Here is a 15768-nt window from a genome sequence, read left to right as displayed (position 1 = left end):
ATCATAGGGCAGCACATGGCAGTTCTATTTACACAGTGGCACCTAGTTGGACACTCCAGTCAGATATGACGATGTGATCATTTATCTCCCCCTTATAGGAGGACACCGAGTGTTCACTCTGCGCCGCAGCGGGCGCGCCCTTGCCGTAACAGGGGCCGCGTTCGTCATGGCCTTGTCCGCCGCTCCCGCCCAGGCAGCCGATGTGCTGGCCCCGGGCGAGATCGCGATGAGCTCGAACGTCACGCACGTCGCGAACGTGCCGACCCCCGCCTCGATCGCCGGCACCATCAACACAGACCTGGCCTTCCAGGGCGACTACGCCTTCATGGGCAACTACGGCGGTTTCAGCATCGTCAACATCAAGAACCCGAAGAAGCCCCAGGTCGTCAGCTCGGTCGTCTGTCCCGGCTCGCAGATGGACATGTCCGTCTACGGCAACCTGCTGATCGGGTCCGTCGACTCGTCCCGCAACGACGACTCCTGCTCCAGCGTCACGCAGTCGGCGGCGCAGAAGAGCTCGTGGGAGGGCCTGCGCATCTTCGACGTCAGCGACAAGGCGAACCCCAGGTACGTCAAGTCGGTCGAGACGGCGTGTGGCTCCCACACGCACACGCTCGTGCCGGACAAGGAGGGCAAGAACGTCTACGCGTACGTCTCGTCCTACAGCCCGTCGGATGCCTTCCCCGACTGCCAGAGGCCGCATGACCTGATCTCGATCGTCAAGATTCCGCTCGACAACCCCACCGCGGCGTCCGTGGTGAAGGCGCCGGTCCTGTTCCCGGACGGCGGCAACCCCGGCGACGGGCAGCCGTACCCGAACGGCACGTCGGCGACGACCGGCTGCCACGACATCACGGCCTACCCGTCCAAGGGCATCGCGGCTGGCGCCTGCATGGGTGACGGCATCCTGATGGACATCAAGGACCCGGAGAACCCGCAGGTCATCGACGTCGTACGCGACGACGAGAACTTCGCCTTCTGGCACTCGGCGACCTTCAACAACGACGGCACCAAGGTCATCTTCACCGACGAGCTCGGCGGCGGCGGCAGGGCCACCTGCAACGAGGCGATCGGCCCCAAGCGTGGCGCCGACGCGATCTACGACATCGCCCCCGGCAACAAGCTCACCTTCAAGAGCTACTTCAAGATTGCCCGTCACCAGGCGGACACCGAGAACTGCGTCGCCCACAACGGCTCGCTGATCCCGGTCAAGGGCCGCGACATCATGGTCCAGGCGTGGTACCAGGGCGGCATCTCGATCTGGGACTTCACCGACTCGGCGAACCCGCATGAGATCGGCTTCTTCGAGCGCGGTCCGTGGTCGCAGCCCCTGAACGGCGGCTACTGGTCGGCGTACTACTACAACGGCTACATCTACGGCAGCGACTTCAACCTGGGGCTCGACGTCTTCAAGATCAACGACCCGCGTACGAACCAGGCCAACAGCGTGAAGATGGACATCTTCAACCCGCAGAACCAGGGTGAGTACGCCGAGCACGGCAAGGGTGTGCCCGGCGGCCGCTGAGAAATCCACAGACCCGGGTGACCAGACGAGGTGACGGAGCCCGGGTCTGACTGATCGCGAGGCGGGCATCGCCGGTGCGACCTCTCCCTTAACGCACCGGCAATGCCCGCCTCAACCCCACTGCAGGTATGCCCCATGACCTGCAAGGGTCACAGGTGCCCCGCGAATCGGGGCCTACACCTAAACCGGCGGAACAAATCCGCCCGATGTCGGCGGCGCATCTCCACGCGGCGGTTCCGGCTCCCGCGTCGGCGCCACCGCCGGCACGCCGTGCCCCTGCGCGCCATACCCCTGCGCGGCATAGCCCCGCGGGCCGTACCCCTGCACGCCGTACCCCTGCGGGCCGTACGGCGCAGGAGCGGTACGGGCCCGGGCGAGCCGGATCTCCTCGCGGCGCCTGCGCTCCGCGAGCACGGCGGCCAGATAGGCGTACGGCGGGACGCCGGGCGGGGGCGGCGGCGCCACCCGCGCGCCGACCTGAGCGGCCACGCGCAGCCCCATCTCCTCCCGCACCTGCGGGCTGAGCTGCTGCCACCGGGACAGGTACTGCCTGGCGGTGTGGGCCAGGTCGTCGGACAGCCCGGACAGCTCCAGCGTCGCGGCCCACGACGCGAGCGGCGGGGGCATCTCGGGCGGCGGGTCCCGGCGCGGCGTCCGCTCCCCGATGACGGTCGTCCCGGCGAACAGGTCCCCGAGGCGCTTGCCGCGCTGGTTGACGAGCGAGGTGATGAGCGCGGGGGCGCCGTAGAAGGTCCAGAACTCAAGGAATCCGGCCAGCCCGCGGAACAACGCCTGCCGGAAGCGCACGGGCCCGCCGTCGTCGCTCACCACACGCAGGCCGAGGGCGAGCTTGCCCAGCGAGCGGCCCCTGCTGATCGTCTCGAACGCGACCGGGTAGCCCACGGTGACCAGCACGATGGACAGGATGAGCAGGCCCATGGCCAGCGAGTCGTCGGTCACCACGGACGCCTGCGTGACCAGCATGAACGCCACGATGATCACCGCCCACTGGACGGCCCAGTCGATGAGGAAGGCCAGCGCGCGGCTGGAGAACTGGGCGATGCGGACCTCGACGACGACGGCCTCGCCGGTCACGACTTCGGACACACTGCGCACCCTACTGTGTTTGCTTGCCGCGCCTTCGGCACGGCGGCTCAGGCGCCCACAGGCCCCGTCTCCCCTCGTCGCCGCTTGGTCGCTGCGCTCCCGCGCGCTCCTCAGTCCAGACACGGCCGCTCAGTCCAGACACGGCCGCGCACCTCGCGGCTCCCGCCGATAGGGTCCGATCCGTGGACATCGATGCGTTCGTCGCGGCGAGCAAGCCGTCCTGGGACCGGCTTGACGACCTCGTACGGCGGCAGCGCACGCTGAGCGGCGCGGAGGTCGACGAGCTGGTCGACCTCTACCAGAGGGCGGCGACCCACCTGTCCATCGTGCGGTCGGGCTCCGCTGACGCGCTCCTCGTCGGCCGCCTGTCGTCGCTGGTGGCGAGGGCGCGTTCGGCGGTCACCGGCGCCCACAGTCCGGCCTGGCGGGAGGTCGTCCGGTTCTTCACGGTGTCGTTCCCCGTGGTGGCCTACCGGGCACGCCGGTGGTGGATCGGCGCCACCGTGATCTCGCTCGCGGTCGCGTACGTCGTGGGCGTGTGGGTGGCGGGCGACCCGGCGGTGCGGGACCTCGTCGGCACGCCCGAGGAGATCCGCCAGCTCGTGGAGCACGACTTCGCCGACTACTACTCGGAGAACCCGGCGGCGTCGTTCGCCGGTCACGTGTGGCTGAACAACGCCTGGCTGTCCATGCAGGTCGTGGTCTCGGCGATCCTGCTCGGCCTGCCCATCCCGTGGATCCTGTGGCAGAACGCCGCCAACGTGGGCGTCACAGGCGGTCTCATGCACGCGTACGACAAGGCGGACGTGTTCTGGGGGCTGATCCTGCCGCACGGCATGCTGGAGCTGACCGCGGTGTTCCTGGCGGCGGGCGCGGGGATGCGGCTGGGCTGGACCGTGATCGATCCGGGTCCTCGACGGCGCGTGGAGGCGCTGGCCGAGCAGGGCAGGGCGGTGATGAGCGTCGCGCTGGGCCTGGTCGTGGTGCTGTTCGTGTCCGGGCTCATCGAGGCGGGGGTCACCCCCTCGGGCCTGCCGACGTGGGCGCGGATCTCGATCGGCGCGCTCGCTGAGGCGCTCTTCCTGGCGTACGTGATCTTCTTCGGCCGCCGGGCGGAGCGCGCGAACGAGACGGGGGACATCGAGCGCGCCCCCGACCTCGCCCCGACGGCCTGATCCGACGGCCTGATCCGACAGCCTGATCAGAGCCGCCCTGCGGCCTTCAGGGCGAGGTACGCGTCGGCCAGCGCGGGGGCGACGTCCTCGGGCAGGGCGTCCACGACCTCCACGCCGTGACGGCGCAGCACGGCGGTGATCTCGCGCCGCTCGCCGCGCAGCCGCTCGGCCGCGGCGGCGTCGTAGACGGCCTCGGCGGTGCCGCGCCCCGCCGCCATGTCGGCCACCCGCGGATCGGCGACCGCGGCCACCAGGACCATGTGCCGAGAGGACAGGCTGGGCAGCTCGGGCAGCAGGCCCTCCCGCATCGCCGCCGCGTTCAGGTCGGTCAGCAGCACCACCAGGCAGCGCCGCCTGGCCCTGGACAGCACGGCCGCCACCATCCCGGCCGCGTCGGCCTCGACCAGCTCCGCCTCGATCGGCGCCATCACGTTCACCAGCGACGACAGCACCTCGGTGCGCGACGCCCCCGACACCTGCGCCCGTACGGCCCGGTCGTAGGCGAGGAAGTCGACGCGGTCGCCGGCCCGGGCGGCGAGGGCGGCCAGCAGCAGGGCGGCGTCCATGGACCAGTCCAGCCGGGGCCATCCGGAGGGGCCGGAGCCAGGCAGAGGCGCCACGCCGACCCGGCCCGCCGAGGTGCGGCCCGTGTCGAGCACGATCAGCACGCGGCGGTCGCGTTCCGGCCGCCAGGTCCGTACGACGACGTCGCTGCGCCGGGCGCTCGCCCGCCAGTCGATCGAGCGAACGTCGTCGCCCGCCACGTACTCGCGCAGCGAGTCGAACTCGGTGCCCTGGCCGCGCACCAGCGCGGGATGCCGTCCGTCGAGCTCGCGCAGCCGGGCCAGCCGCGCGGGCAGGTGCCTGCGGCTGAGGAACGGCGGCAGCACCCGGACCGTCCACGGCACGTGGAACGTGCGCTGCCGCGCCGCCAGGCCGAGGGGCCCGAACGAGCGGACCGTCACGGCGACGGACTCCCGGTCGCCCCTGCGGGTGGGCGTCAGCGTCGTGACCAGGCGCCGTCGCTCGCGGGGCGGCACGTCGAGGGCCGCGCGCCGGGGAGCGGCCCCGGCGGACGGGTGCCAGGCGTCGCGCAGGACGCCCCGCACCCGGCGCGGGCCGGGGTTGTCCACGGTCAGGCCGATCGTCGCCGACTGCCCGAGCCGCACCCGCTGTTCGCCGTCGCGGTGGAACCGCAGCCCGCGCACGCGGCCCGCGAGCAGCAGGTCGGCGGCGACGAGCGCGGCGAGCACGAGCGCCGCGACCGGCACGACCAGGCCGGGCTCGGGGGCGAGGAGGACGACGATCGCGGCGAGGGCGGCGAGCAGTCCCGCGCGTCCGGTCAGCGCCACGCCGCCCTCACCGGGGCACGGGGACGGTGGCCAGGATGCCCTCGAGGATGCCGTCGGGGGTGGCGCCCTCCAGCTCGGCCTCCGGGCGCAGCCCCACCCGGTGCCGCAGGGCGGGCCGGGCCAGGGCCTTCACGTCGTCGGGCGTCACGTATGACCGCCCCGACAGCCAGGCCCACGCGCGGGCGGCGGCCAGCAGGGCGGTGGCCCCTCGGGGCGAGACGCCGAGCCGCAGCGAGGGTGACTGCCGGGTGGCCCGGGCGACGTCCACGACGTAGCCGAGCACCTCGGCCCCGACGTGGACCTGGGCGACCGCCCGGCGTCCCGCGTCGAGGTCGGCCGCGGACGCCACGGGCTTGACCTCCGACAGGTCGCGCGGGTCGAAGCCGAGCGCGTGCCGCTCCAGCACGGCGATCTCCTGCTCGCGCGGCGGCAGCGGCACGGTCAGCTTGAGCTGGAACCGGTCGAGCTGCGCCTCGGGAAGCTGGTAGGTGCCCTCGTACTCGACGGGGTTCTGCGTAGCCACGACGATGAAGGGCTCGGGCAGCGCGCGGGCCTCGCCCTCGACGCTGACCTGCCGTTCCTCCATGGCCTCCAGCAGGGCGGCCTGGGTCTTGGGCGGGGTGCGGTTGATCTCGTCGGCGAGCAGCAGGTGGGTGAAGACCGGCCCCTCGCGGAATTCGAACTCCGCCGTCCGCGCGTCGTAGACCAGCGAGCCCGTGATGTCGCCCGGCATCAGGTCGGGGGTGAACTGCACCCGCTTGAAGTCCAGCGCGAGGGTGGCCGCCAGCGTGCGTACGAGCAGGGTCTTGGCCACGCCCGGCACGCCCTCCAGGAGCACGTGACCCCGGCACAGCAGCGCGATGACCAGGCCGGTGACGATCGGGTCCTGTCCGACGACCGCCTTGCCCACCTCCGCCCGCAGCGCGCCGAGCGCGTCGCGGGCGGCGTCCGATTCGGGAATGGTCACGAGTCTCGTACCTGCCTTTCGAGGGTGTCCAGGTGCGCGGCGAGGGCCACCAGCGCGGTGTCGTCCCCGGGCGGCGGGCCGCACAGCAGCGTCAGCACGGGCCCGGGGTCCCGGCCGGTGCGCGCGGCCGCCGCGACGGCGACCTCCTCGGGGGTCGCCGTGCGGGGGAGTCCGAGGCGGGGGGCGAGCCGGTCGGCGGCGGCGGTCCGCAGCGCGAGCGCGGCGCGGTCCCTGGCCCGGCGGGAGCGGTAGAGGCGTCCGCGGCCCTCGACGGTCTCCGCGGCGCGTACGGCCACCGGCAGGCGCTCGGCCACGACGGGCCCGAGCCTGCGTCCCCGCCACAGAGCGGCCACGGCCACGGCGATGGCGAGCTGGACGGCAGCCCACTTCACACCGGCGGGGATGAGGTCGCCGAGTGATCGGGCCTGCTCGTCGGAACCGCCGCCCGCCTCGGCGGGGTCGTCGGGCGCGGCGAGCCAGACGAGCTTCGTCCGCGCGCCGGCCAGGTTCAGCGCGAGCGCGGCGTTGCCGTCCTCCGCGAGGCGGAGGTTGGTCAGGAACGAGGCGTCGCCCAGCACGGTCACCGTGTGCCCGTCCGCGGTGTAGCGGACCAGGGTGTGCCCGCCGCCGGCCGGGTAGCAGCCGGTGGCTCCCCGCGGGCCGGTGAGTGACATGCCGCCGGTGAAGGCGTTCCCGGCCAGCACCGCCTCCCGCAGCGCGCACTCGGGGGCCCGTGACCGGGTGCGGGCCCGGGGTTGCCCGTGCACGCCGGGCGCGAGCACGTCGAGATGCGGCACGAAGCCCGCGAGGAGCCGGTCGCCCGGCGCCTCGGCGATGCGGTGCGCGCCGTCGCGGTTCAGGAAGCTCGCCTCCGTCACCAGCAGGAGGGTCCCCGGGCCCGCGGCGGCCACGGCGGCGCCGGGGGTCTCCACCCGCACCACCTCGATCCCGCGCGCCTCCAGCAGCCGGGCGAGGGCGGCGGTGCCGCGCAGCGTGGTGTCGCCGGGGTCGAGGGCACGGCCGCCGGAAGGTCCCCCCGACAGCAGCATGGGCAGCGCCGCCGCGAGCAGCACGAGCACCACGGGCAGCGCCACCCAGGCCGCCTGCCGTGCGCGGGCCGACGTCATCGCGGTCATGCGGCCGTGCCCGCGCGGGCCGACCGCAGGCGTTCGTCGAGCGCGGTGAGGGTCAGGTAGCCCTCCCGGGTGCCGCTCGCCCCGCCGTAGGTCACGTCGTCGAACAGGCGTGCCGCCGCGCGCAGGCCGGCCGCGTGGGACGGCAACGCCTGCCCGGCGACCTCGGCCAGTTCGTCGGCGGTCCTGCCCGGCATCGGGCTGACGACGGCGCGTTCCTCCAGTTCGCGGGCGATGGCGCGCAGCCGTTCCTGGACGGCCCCGGCCCAGCCGCCCTCGGCGGCCAGGCGCTCGGCCTCGGCGCGATGCTCGGCGGCCGTCCGCTCGCGCTGCCCGAACACCGCTCCGCTTTCGGCGCGCCTGCCGCCGGAGAAGCGGCGCAGGGCCCACAGGAGCAGCACGGCCAGGACGGCGAGGAGAACGGCGATGACGACGAGCGACGCCAGGCCGCCCTCGCTCGTGCCGCCGCCGCTCAGCAGGTCGCCGAGGAACTGCGACATCTCCCGCAGCAGCCGGTCGAACAGCGGTTCGTGCTGGTAGCCCGTCCCGGACAGTTCGCGCGCCGCCTCCCGCGCGGCCTCGTCACGGCCGGCGCCGACGGGTGAGCCGACGGGTGAGGCGAGCAGCGCGGCGGCGGCCCGCACCCCCGTCACCCCTGCGGGCCGTACGGCCCATAGGGCCCGTGCGGCGGGGCTCCGTGGTAGGGCGCTGAGCCGGGCCCGGCGCCGTAGCCCGGGTGCCACAGGTCGTCGATCCCCGCGTGGACCCAGCCCTGCGACTGGTTCCGCGCCGCCGCCGTCTGCAGCACGAGGTCGAACGCCTCCGCCCGCATCCGCCGGTCGGCGTACAGCAGCCCGAAGACGCCCGCCTGGAAGGGATAAACGATCATGGCGGCGATGACCTGGCCGGCCGCCAGGAGGAGCGCCGCGAGAACGGTCGAGACGGCTGTGCCACCGCTCAGCATCCCGATGAGCGTGCCGCCGAACGTGAACGGCACCGACAGCACGCCGCTGACGACGGCCGCGAGCAGGGAGGTGAGCAGCAGGATGCCGAGCACCCGCCAGCTGTCTCCCTTGACCAGCCGCCACGAGCGGCTGATGGCGTCGACGGCCCCGCGGCCCTCCAGCACGACCGCGGGGGCCGCCAGCGACAGCCGCGTGTAGAAGAACAACAGGTAAGGGATGTAGGCCAGGAAGAACAGCAGGCCGACGAAGACGCCGACCCCGGCGGCGGAGCTGAACGTGCCGTCGAACGCGCCGGCCGCGGCCAGGATCACGAACACCGCGACGAGCGCGAGCAGCGGCAGCAGGAGGATGAGCGCCTGCAGCAGCACCAGCCCGAACAACGCGGGCACGCGCGAGCGCGCCAGCCGCCACGCCTCGCCCACCGTGATGCGCCCGCCGAACACCGCGCGGCCGAGCACCCGGGTGAGGACACCGGTGAGGATCGTCGTGCCCACGAACGTCATGACGTAGCCGAGGATCGCGCCGATGAGCTGCGCGGCGCTTCCGGCGAGCGGCGCGGCCGCGTCGGCGGCGTACGGGTCGTTCGCGATCTCGCTGAGCGAGTCCAGGGAGATGGCCTGCCCGATGGCGGCCGGAATCGTGGTGATCGCCGCGACGATCGCCGACAGCACGAGTGTGGCCTTGGGGTTCGACCGGATCATCTTGATCGTGCCGTCGAGGATGTCGCCGAGCGCCAGCGGCCGCAGCGGGATGATCCCGGGGCGCGGCGCGTCCGGCGGCCGGTACGCGTACGGCCCGCCGGGAACGGGCGCATGGGGGGCGGGCGGGTACCCGCCCTGCGGCGGCTGACCAGGGGCCGGGGGAGGAGGAGCGGCGAAGCCCCCCGGCGAGCCGGGGGAGGCCCAGGACCCGGTGGACCCGCCGTACGCGGGGGGCTGCTCGGCCGCCCAGCCGGAGGGCACGTCGGGGGTTGAGCCGGGGCCGTCTGTCATGTCCCAATCCTGGCATGATGTACGGGCCGGCCGCGCGATCGTACGCCAGGCTCTTGGGGGATGGCCGAGACGGGGGGTGCGGGAGCACACTTGGAACGTGACCGCACCACGGGATTCCCGCCGGTGTGACCGCATCTGGTCAGATAATCGCGCGCCACGTTTGCTGCGCCTAAACTCCATCCTCTGTCATGGTCGTGTAACACCCAAGCGGCGGCCACCGGTAGCCTGCGGGGGAAACCTGTGACAAACGCCCAAATCTCCCATCCGCGTACGAATGAGGGGCCATGAAAGGACGCGTGCTGGTCGTCGACGACGACGCCGCTCTCGCCGAGATGCTCGGCATCGTTTTGCGCGGGGAGGGTTTTGAACCGTCGTTCGTATCAGATGGCGACAAGGCGCTCGACGCCTTCAGGGACACCCGGCCGGACCTCGTCCTGCTCGACCTGATGCTCCCCGGCGCCGACGGCATCGACGTCTGCCGCAGAATCCGCGCGGAGTCCGGCGTGCCGATCGTGATGCTCACGGCCAAGAGCGACACCATCGACGTCGTGCTCGGCCTGGAATCCGGCGCGGACGACTACATCGTCAAGCCGTTCAAGCCCAAGGAGCTCGTCGCCCGCGTGCGCGCCCGCCTGCGCCGCACCGACGAGCCGACGCCCGAGATCCTGCAGATCGGCGACATCACCATCGACGTGGCCGGCCACTCGGTCAAGCGCGGCGAGGAGACCATCAACCTCACGCCGCTCGAGTTCGACCTGCTGGTCGCGCTGGCCCGCAAGCCCCGGCAGGTCTTCACCCGCGAGGTGCTGCTTGAGCAGGTCTGGGGCTACCGGCACGCCGCGGACACCCGGCTGGTGAACGTGCACGTCCAGCGCCTGCGCGCGAAGATCGAGAAGGACCCGGAGCACCCGGAGATCGTCGTCACGGTCCGTGGCGTGGGCTACAAGGCCGGCCCGGCCTAGGCCCCGGCCGTCGTCGCCATGCCGGTCTCCGCGCGGAAGAGCCGTCGCAGGACCCCGGGCCAGATCGCCCGCGGGGTCCGCAGACGCGCGCGCCGCTACGGAGGCCGGTTGCGGCGTGTCTGGCGGCGCTCGCTCCAACTGCGAGTCGTCACCAGCACGCTCGTGCTGTCGATGGCGGTCGTGGCCGTGCTCGGCGTCTTCCTCTACCAGTCGATCAGCGCCTCGGTGCTGACCTCCAGCGAGGTGGCCGCGGTCGAGGAGTCCCGGGCGAACGTCGCGACCGCCAGCGGCTACCTCACGCAGCCCGCGGACGTGACCGACATCGCCCAGGACGCCACGGCCCAGGGGCAGACGGTCAACCCCGTCGACGCGGCGGCCAAGGCCCTGACCGACCGCTCCGGCGGGCGCTACGACGTCGTCATCTTCAACGAGGTCTCGGTCGGCGAGGGCCGGGCGTCCGGCCAGGTCGACTGGTCGAGCATCCCGGCCTCCCTGCGCGCGAAGGTCCAGAGCAGCGAGGAGCAGTCGCTCTGGAAGGCGTTCGCGACCATCCGCTACATCGGCGCCAAGCAGCCCGAGAGCGGCATGGTGGTCGGCGCCCGCGTGAACGGCGCGTACGAGATCTACCACGTCTTCCCGCTCGGCGACGAGGAGAAGACGCTCCTCGCGGTGCAGCAGATGGTCTTCGGCGCGGGAGCCGCGCTCGTGCTGCTGCTCGCCGGCGTCGCCTCGCTGGTCACCCGGCAGGTGGTGACGCCCGTACGGCTCGCCCGCCAGGCCGCGGAGCGGCTCGCCGCGGGCCGCCTGGAGGAGCGGCTCAAGGTGCGCGGCGAGGACGACCTCGCCCGGCTGGCGACCTCGTTCAACGAGATGGCGTCCAACCTCGCGCTGAAGATCCACCAGTTGGAGGAGCTCTCGCAGGTGCAGCGGCAGTTCGTCTCCGACGTCTCCCACGAGCTGCGCACGCCGCTGACGACCGTCCGCATGGCCGCCGACCTGCTGTACGAGGGCCGCGACGACTTCGACCCAGCCTCCGCACGGGCCGCCGAGCTGATGCAGAACCAGCTCGAACGCTTCGAGTCGATGCTCGCCGACCTGCTGGAGATCAGCCGGTACGACGCGGGGGCGGCCACCCTCGACCTGGAGCCCGTCGACATGCGTGACGTGGTCATGCGCGCGGTCGGCGACTCCGAGACGCTCGCCGAGCGGCAGGCCACCCGGTTCGAGCTGCGCCTGCCCAACGAGCCGTGCATGGCCGAGGTGGACAGCCGCAGGGTCGAGCGCATCCTGCGCAACCTGCTCTTCAACGCTATCGAGCACGGCGAGGGCAAGGACATCGTCGTGACGCTCGGCGCCGACCGCGACGCCGTGGCCGTGGCCGTACGCGACCACGGGGTCGGCCTGAAGCAGGGCGAGGAGACGATGGTGTTCGACCGCTTCTGGCGGGGCGACCCCTCCCGCGCCAGGACCATCGGCGGCACCGGCCTCGGCCTCGCGATCTCGCGGGAGGACGCCATGCTGCACGGAGGGTGGCTCCAGGCGTGGGGCGTTCCCGGGGAGGGCAGCCAGTTCCGCCTGTCGCTGCCGCGCGTCGCGGGCGCACCGCTGCGCGGGTCGCCGCTCCCGCTCGTGCCGCCGGAGGTCGAGATGCGGCGCACGTGGCGCGGTCACGCCACGCCGGTCCTGACCCCGGCCATCGGCCCCGCGCCCGAGGCTGCGCCGAGGGTGCGGGAGAACGCGGAGGCGGGGGCCTTCGATGCTGAGTGAGCGCATCGGCGCCCGCCGTCTCACCGTCGTCGCGGGCGCGGCGATCGTCCTGGTCACCGGTGGGGCGGGGTGCGCCACCGTGCCCACGAGCGGCAGCCCGAGGGCGGCCCAGGAGGACCACGGCAAGGACACGCTGAGCCAGCCGTACGTGCGGCTCATCGCGACCGGGCCGAAGAAGGGCGCTCCGCCCGAGGACATCGTCAGGGGTTTCCAGGCGGCCATGGCGGCCTTCGACGACCGGCAGCTGAGCATCGCCAGGCAGTACCTCACCCCCGGCGCGGCCAAGGTCTGGAACCCGTGGCGGCAGACCCGGATCTTCGAGGGCAAGATCGAGTCGGACAACACGCAGGACCTCAGGGAGATCACGCGGACGACCGTGACGATGAAGGGCACGGCGGTCGCCACGATCGACGAGGAGGGCAGGTCCACCCCGGCCGCGGGCAACTTCGTCGAGCCGTTCTCGCTGACCAAGCAGGACGGCGAGTGGCGGATCGACGTGCCGCCCGACGCGCGCCTGCTGTCGTACGACGATCTGTGGCGCGCGTACCGGAAGGTGGACCTGTACTACCCGCCGGCCGGCGGGGCGGCCGGCCTCGTGGCCGACCGTGTGTGGGCGCCCGTCGAACCAGGCAGGGGCGTGCCGGAGACGCTGGTCCGCCGCCTGCTCGCCGGGCCGACCTCGTCGGTCAGGAACGCGGTCAGCAGCGCGTTCCCGCCGGGAACCCGGCTGAACCGCATCACGGTCGAGGGCGACACGGTCGTGCTCGACTTCTCCGCGGAGCTTGATTCCGTGCCCGCCGAGCGCCTCGACGCGCTGAAGGCCCAGCTCGTCTGGACGCTCGGCGAACTGGTCACCGGCCGGACCGTCGAGATCCGCGTGAACGGCGGTTCCGGGATGCGCTTCCGGCCGGCCGACTACGCACGCTACGACCCGAACGTGCTCACCGGCTCCGTACAGGCGTACTACATGCAGGGCGGCAGGCTGCTGCAGTTCAGGGAGAAGGGCGACGGCACGCCGGTGGCCGGCGCGGCCGGGGAGCAGGCGGGGAAGTTCTCCCAGCCGGCCGTCTCCAACCCGGGCGAGTTCCCGCCCCTCGTGGCGGCCCTGGTCAACGGCGACGGCGTCTACGCCGCCACGATGACCCCGGGCAGCCAGTGGCAGCGGTGGATCGCGGGCGGGGACATGAGCCCGCCCTCCTGGGATCGTTACGGGACCCTCTGGGCGGCGGAGCGGGTCAGCACCCACGAGAGCCGGATCTGGGTGGCGGACAACGGCAGGGCCCGCCCTGTGGAGACCAACGACGACCTGTCGTACGGGCGGATCGTCAGGTTGCGGGTCTCCCGGGACGGCGCCCGCGTCGCGGTGATCGTCGACGACGGCCTCGGCACCTCCGTGAAGATCGGCACGATCGTCCGCAACGGCGAGCAGACCCGGATCGAGTCCGTGCGCACGCTCATCGAGCCGAGGGACGCGCAGAAGATCAAGGACATCGCGTGGCTGGACGCCGCCGACCTGCTCGTGCTGTCCGAGGGCAGGAGCGGCCAGGAACTGGTCAAGTGGTCGGTGATGGAGGGCGTCGTCCCTGCCGACGGGCCCATCAAGCTCGACTCGAAGGTCAAGTCGGTCGCCGCGGCCCCCGACCATATCCTCGCCGCGGCCGACGACGGCCAGGTGCTCACCTACAGCATGGACAAGCACGTCTGGACGCCGCGCGCCCATGACGGTGCCACCAACCCCGTCTACCCGCTCGGCTGAGCCGCCCCGGGCGTGCTCGCCCGAGCGGGATTGTCGGTGGCGGGATTGTCGGTGGCGGGCGGCATGCTGGCGACGTGCCGGCGGCCCTGCTCGACCTGATCCTCCCGCCCCGATGCGCCGGATGCGGCGCGCCGGGCGCGATGGCCTGCCCGTCCTGCACGGCCGGGTTGCTGCGGGAACCGGGTCCCAGGCCGCCGGACCCGCCGCCCGCCGGCCTGCCCGACTGCTGGTCGGCCACCGCCTACGACGGAGCGGCCCGCCGGATGATCCTCGCCCACAAGGAACGCGGCCGTACGGCCCTGGTGCCGGCCCTGGCCGCGTCGCTGAGCGCCTGCGTGGCCACCTGGGCGGCGGGCGCGGGAGCGGACCGCGAGTTGTGGCTGGTGCCCGTGCCGAGCGCCAGGGCCGCCTCCCGCCGCCGTGGGCACGACCCCGTGCGGGCCCTCGCCGCGGCGGCCGCCCGCGACCTGTGCGGGAGGGGCCGCCCCGCCGAGTCGGTGCCCCTGCTCCGCCAGGGCAGGCGCGTGGCCGACCAGGCGGGGCTGGGATCGGCGGAGCGGGCCGTCAACCTGTCCGGGGCCTTCGAGGTCCTGCCGGGCGCGGCGGCGCGGCTGCGGCGCTCCGGACGCCGTACAGGGGCCGTCGCCGTGGTCCTGGTGGACGACGTCGTGACGACCGGGACGACGTTGGCGGAGGCGGCCAGGGCGCTGCGCGCGGCGGGAACGGAGCCCGCGGTGGCGGTGACGGTCGCCGCGACACGCCGGAGACGCCGGACCGGAGAAAGTCACGGAAAGTAAAGACTCCCGCAAGCTCGGGGTGCATAGCGGTGGATCGGCTTCCGGCCGCTTCACGACGACTTTCCTGCTGAAACCAGGTGTGGACGCCGCGTCGGCGGGGATTCCCAGAACATGACCGCGAATTTTCCATCAGCGAGACGGCAACCCGTATCACGCAAAGTGATCGTTTAGCTGATCTCCTGGCTGACATTCGCAGCGGCAGCGACTAGCGTTCAGACATGGCACCCGTCCGGGTCCGTGGTTGCGCCGGGCCGACTCCCTCGTGGGATCAGGCCTGGTTAGCCGATGCCAGCCGCAGGCGAAACGGCCCACGTAAGGCGACTCTTGGTCGACCGATCACGGTGCGGCTTAGGGGTAAGTCCTGCCCTCCCGGGGGTCCAGATGTCCCCCGACCAGAGGAGAAGGGTAGTAGTGGCGATTGAGCTGCGAATCTCTCAGCAGGCGGATGTGGGGACGAAGACCAGGTCGGCCGGACGGGTGTCCAAGGATCGCGTGCACCACCGTCGATGTGCGAAGGGGGGCTTTGCGTGGAAATCATCGTCAAGGGACGGCACACCACTGTGGGTGACCGCTTCCGCGATCAAGTGACGTCCAAGCTGGCCAGGATCCAGAAGCTCAACAACAAGCTGATCCAAATCGACGTAGAGGTCTCAAAGGAGCCGAACCACCGGCAGAGCGGGCAACGTGAACGGGTGGAGCTGACGATCCACTCACGGGGCCCCGCAATCCGCGCGGAGGCCTGCGCGGACGACCGGTTCTCCGCGCTGGACATCGCCATCGGCAAGCTGGAGGAGCGGCTGAGGCGCCTCGCCGACCGCCGCAAGATCCATCATGGGAAGAACCAGCCCCGCTCGGTCGCCTCGTACACCGCGGTGGCGGAGGTCGGGGGGGAGATCCAGACTCTCCGGACAGAACCGGAGCCGGGGCCGGTCGCGGAGATTTCGGAGGAGATCGCCGCGGAGCGCGGCGCGACCTCCGAACCCATCGTGCCCATCGAGATGGACGGCGAAGGACCGCTGATCGTACGCGAGAAGTTCCACAAGGCCGATCCCATGACGATCGACCAGGCGCTCCTGGAGATGGAGCTGGTGGGGCACGACTTCTACCTCTTCCGCGACAAGGAGGGCGGCCAGCCGAGCGTCGTCTACCGCCGGCGCGGTTACGACTACGGAGTCCTCAGGCTCGTCGAGAGCTAGCCTCCGCGAGGCGCCCCGGCCCGGACACCTGGGCCGGGGCTCCGCACATCCGGGCAGAAACCGGGCGGAGACGG

General features: G+C 72.4%; 13 protein-coding genes. 7 read left to right on the top strand and 6 right to left on the bottom strand.

The genetic code is table 11. The annotated features are described in order from the left end of the window. Positions 1 to 109: 109 nt before the first annotated feature. On the top strand, positions 110 to 1525 hold the full coding sequence (locus HHX31_RS23520) for a hypothetical protein (RefSeq protein ID WP_311932186.1): 1416 nt from the start codon (positions 110 to 112) through the stop codon (positions 1523 to 1525). 180 nt (positions 1526 to 1705) lie between these two features. On the opposite strand, the gene HHX31_RS23515 is transcribed toward HHX31_RS23520, so the two are convergent. Then, positions 1706 to 2632: an RDD family protein gene (locus HHX31_RS23515; protein ID WP_169950511.1), complete on the bottom strand. Its 927-nt coding sequence runs from the start codon at positions 2630 to 2632 to the stop codon at positions 1706 to 1708. Between the two features lie 182 nt (positions 2633 to 2814). On the opposite strand from HHX31_RS23515, the gene HHX31_RS23510 reads away from it, so the two are divergent. Beyond that, positions 2815 to 3807 carry a stage II sporulation protein M gene (locus HHX31_RS23510; protein WP_169950510.1) on the top strand — a complete coding sequence of 331 codons (993 nt, stop codon included), beginning with the start codon at positions 2815 to 2817 and terminating at the stop codon, positions 3805 to 3807. A gap of 26 nt (positions 3808 to 3833) precedes the next feature. Here the strand turns inward: HHX31_RS23510 and HHX31_RS23505 are convergent, their stop codons facing one another. From HHX31_RS23505 to HHX31_RS23485, 5 genes are read right to left on the bottom strand one after another with little or no spacing between them, the layout of a single operon-like run. Next, the gene (locus HHX31_RS23505; RefSeq protein WP_169950509.1) at positions 3834 to 5159 is read right to left on the bottom strand and encodes a DUF58 domain-containing protein; all 1326 of its coding nucleotides are present in this window, start codon (positions 5157 to 5159) and stop codon (positions 3834 to 3836) included. Positions 5160 to 5166: 7 nt separating this feature from the next. After that, positions 5167 to 6126, bottom strand: coding sequence for a MoxR family ATPase (locus tag HHX31_RS23500; RefSeq protein ID WP_311932185.1), 960 nt, complete (start codon positions 6124 to 6126; stop codon positions 5167 to 5169). Further along, positions 6123 to 7262 (bottom strand): DUF4350 domain-containing protein, encoded by a 1140-nt coding sequence (locus tag HHX31_RS23495; RefSeq protein WP_169950507.1) that lies wholly within the window; start codon positions 7260 to 7262, stop codon positions 6123 to 6125. The genes HHX31_RS23500 and HHX31_RS23495 overlap by 4 nt, the downstream gene beginning before the upstream one ends. Then, on the bottom strand, positions 7259 to 7912 hold the full coding sequence (locus HHX31_RS23490) for a DUF4129 domain-containing protein (protein ID WP_311932184.1): 654 nt from the start codon (positions 7910 to 7912) through the stop codon (positions 7259 to 7261). Before HHX31_RS23490 ends, HHX31_RS23495 begins: the two co-directional genes overlap by 4 nt. Further along, complete coding sequence (locus HHX31_RS23485; protein WP_169950506.1) at positions 7909 to 9216, bottom strand: glycerophosphoryl diester phosphodiesterase membrane domain-containing protein; 1308 nt, start codon at positions 9214 to 9216, stop codon at positions 7909 to 7911. The genes HHX31_RS23490 and HHX31_RS23485 overlap by 4 nt, the downstream gene beginning before the upstream one ends. A gap of 284 nt (positions 9217 to 9500) precedes the next feature. Here HHX31_RS23485 and mtrA point away from each other — a divergent pair, with 284 nt between their 5' ends. The 5 genes from mtrA (at position 9501) to hpf (ending at position 15694) form a co-directional block, all read left to right on the top strand. Next, positions 9501 to 10178 carry an MtrAB system response regulator MtrA gene (gene mtrA / locus HHX31_RS23480; RefSeq protein WP_030509347.1) on the top strand — a complete coding sequence of 226 codons (678 nt, stop codon included), beginning with the start codon at positions 9501 to 9503 and terminating at the stop codon, positions 10176 to 10178. 18 nt (positions 10179 to 10196) lie between these two features. Continuing rightward, entirely contained in the window at positions 10197 to 11945 is a 1749-nt protein-coding gene (mtrB, locus tag HHX31_RS23475; RefSeq protein ID WP_169950505.1) for an MtrAB system histidine kinase MtrB, read from the top strand. Further along, positions 11935 to 13701 (top strand): LpqB family beta-propeller domain-containing protein, encoded by a 1767-nt coding sequence (locus HHX31_RS23470; RefSeq protein ID WP_169950504.1) that lies wholly within the window; start codon positions 11935 to 11937, stop codon positions 13699 to 13701. The genes mtrB and HHX31_RS23470 overlap by 11 nt, the downstream gene beginning before the upstream one ends. 74 nt (positions 13702 to 13775) lie before the next feature. Next, entirely contained in the window at positions 13776 to 14498 is a 723-nt protein-coding gene (locus HHX31_RS23465; protein WP_169950503.1) for a phosphoribosyltransferase family protein, read from the top strand. A 527-nt stretch (positions 14499 to 15025) separates the two neighbouring features. Continuing rightward, a complete protein-coding gene (gene hpf, locus HHX31_RS23460; protein WP_169950502.1) occupies positions 15026 to 15694 on the top strand; it encodes a ribosome hibernation-promoting factor, HPF/YfiA family in 669 nt (222 codons plus the stop codon). Positions 15695 to 15768: the final 74 nt, after the last annotated feature.

The sequence above is a fragment of the Microbispora sp. H11081 genome (assembly GCF_012999535.1).
Lineage (GTDB): Bacteria > Actinomycetota > Actinomycetes > Streptosporangiales > Streptosporangiaceae > Microbispora.
The sequence above is the reverse complement of the archived record's forward strand: the minus strand, read 5'-3'. Positions and strand labels throughout refer to the sequence as shown.

Excerpts from the sequence above, each read along its gene's own strand:
- HHX31_RS23495 (WP_169950507.1), bottom strand. The coding sequence starts at position 7,262 with ATGACCGCGATGACGTCGGCCCGCGCACGGCAGGCGGCCTGGGTGGCG.
- HHX31_RS23485 (WP_169950506.1), bottom strand. The coding sequence starts at position 9,216 with ATGACAGACGGCCCCGGCTCAACCCCCGACGTGCCCTCCGGCTGGGCG.
- mtrA (WP_030509347.1), top strand. The coding sequence starts at position 9,501 with ATGAAAGGACGCGTGCTGGTCGTCGACGACGACGCCGCTCTCGCCGAG.
- mtrB (WP_169950505.1), top strand. The coding sequence starts at position 10,197 with ATGCCGGTCTCCGCGCGGAAGAGCCGTCGCAGGACCCCGGGCCAGATC.
- HHX31_RS23470 (WP_169950504.1), top strand. The coding sequence starts at position 11,935 with ATGCTGAGTGAGCGCATCGGCGCCCGCCGTCTCACCGTCGTCGCGGGC.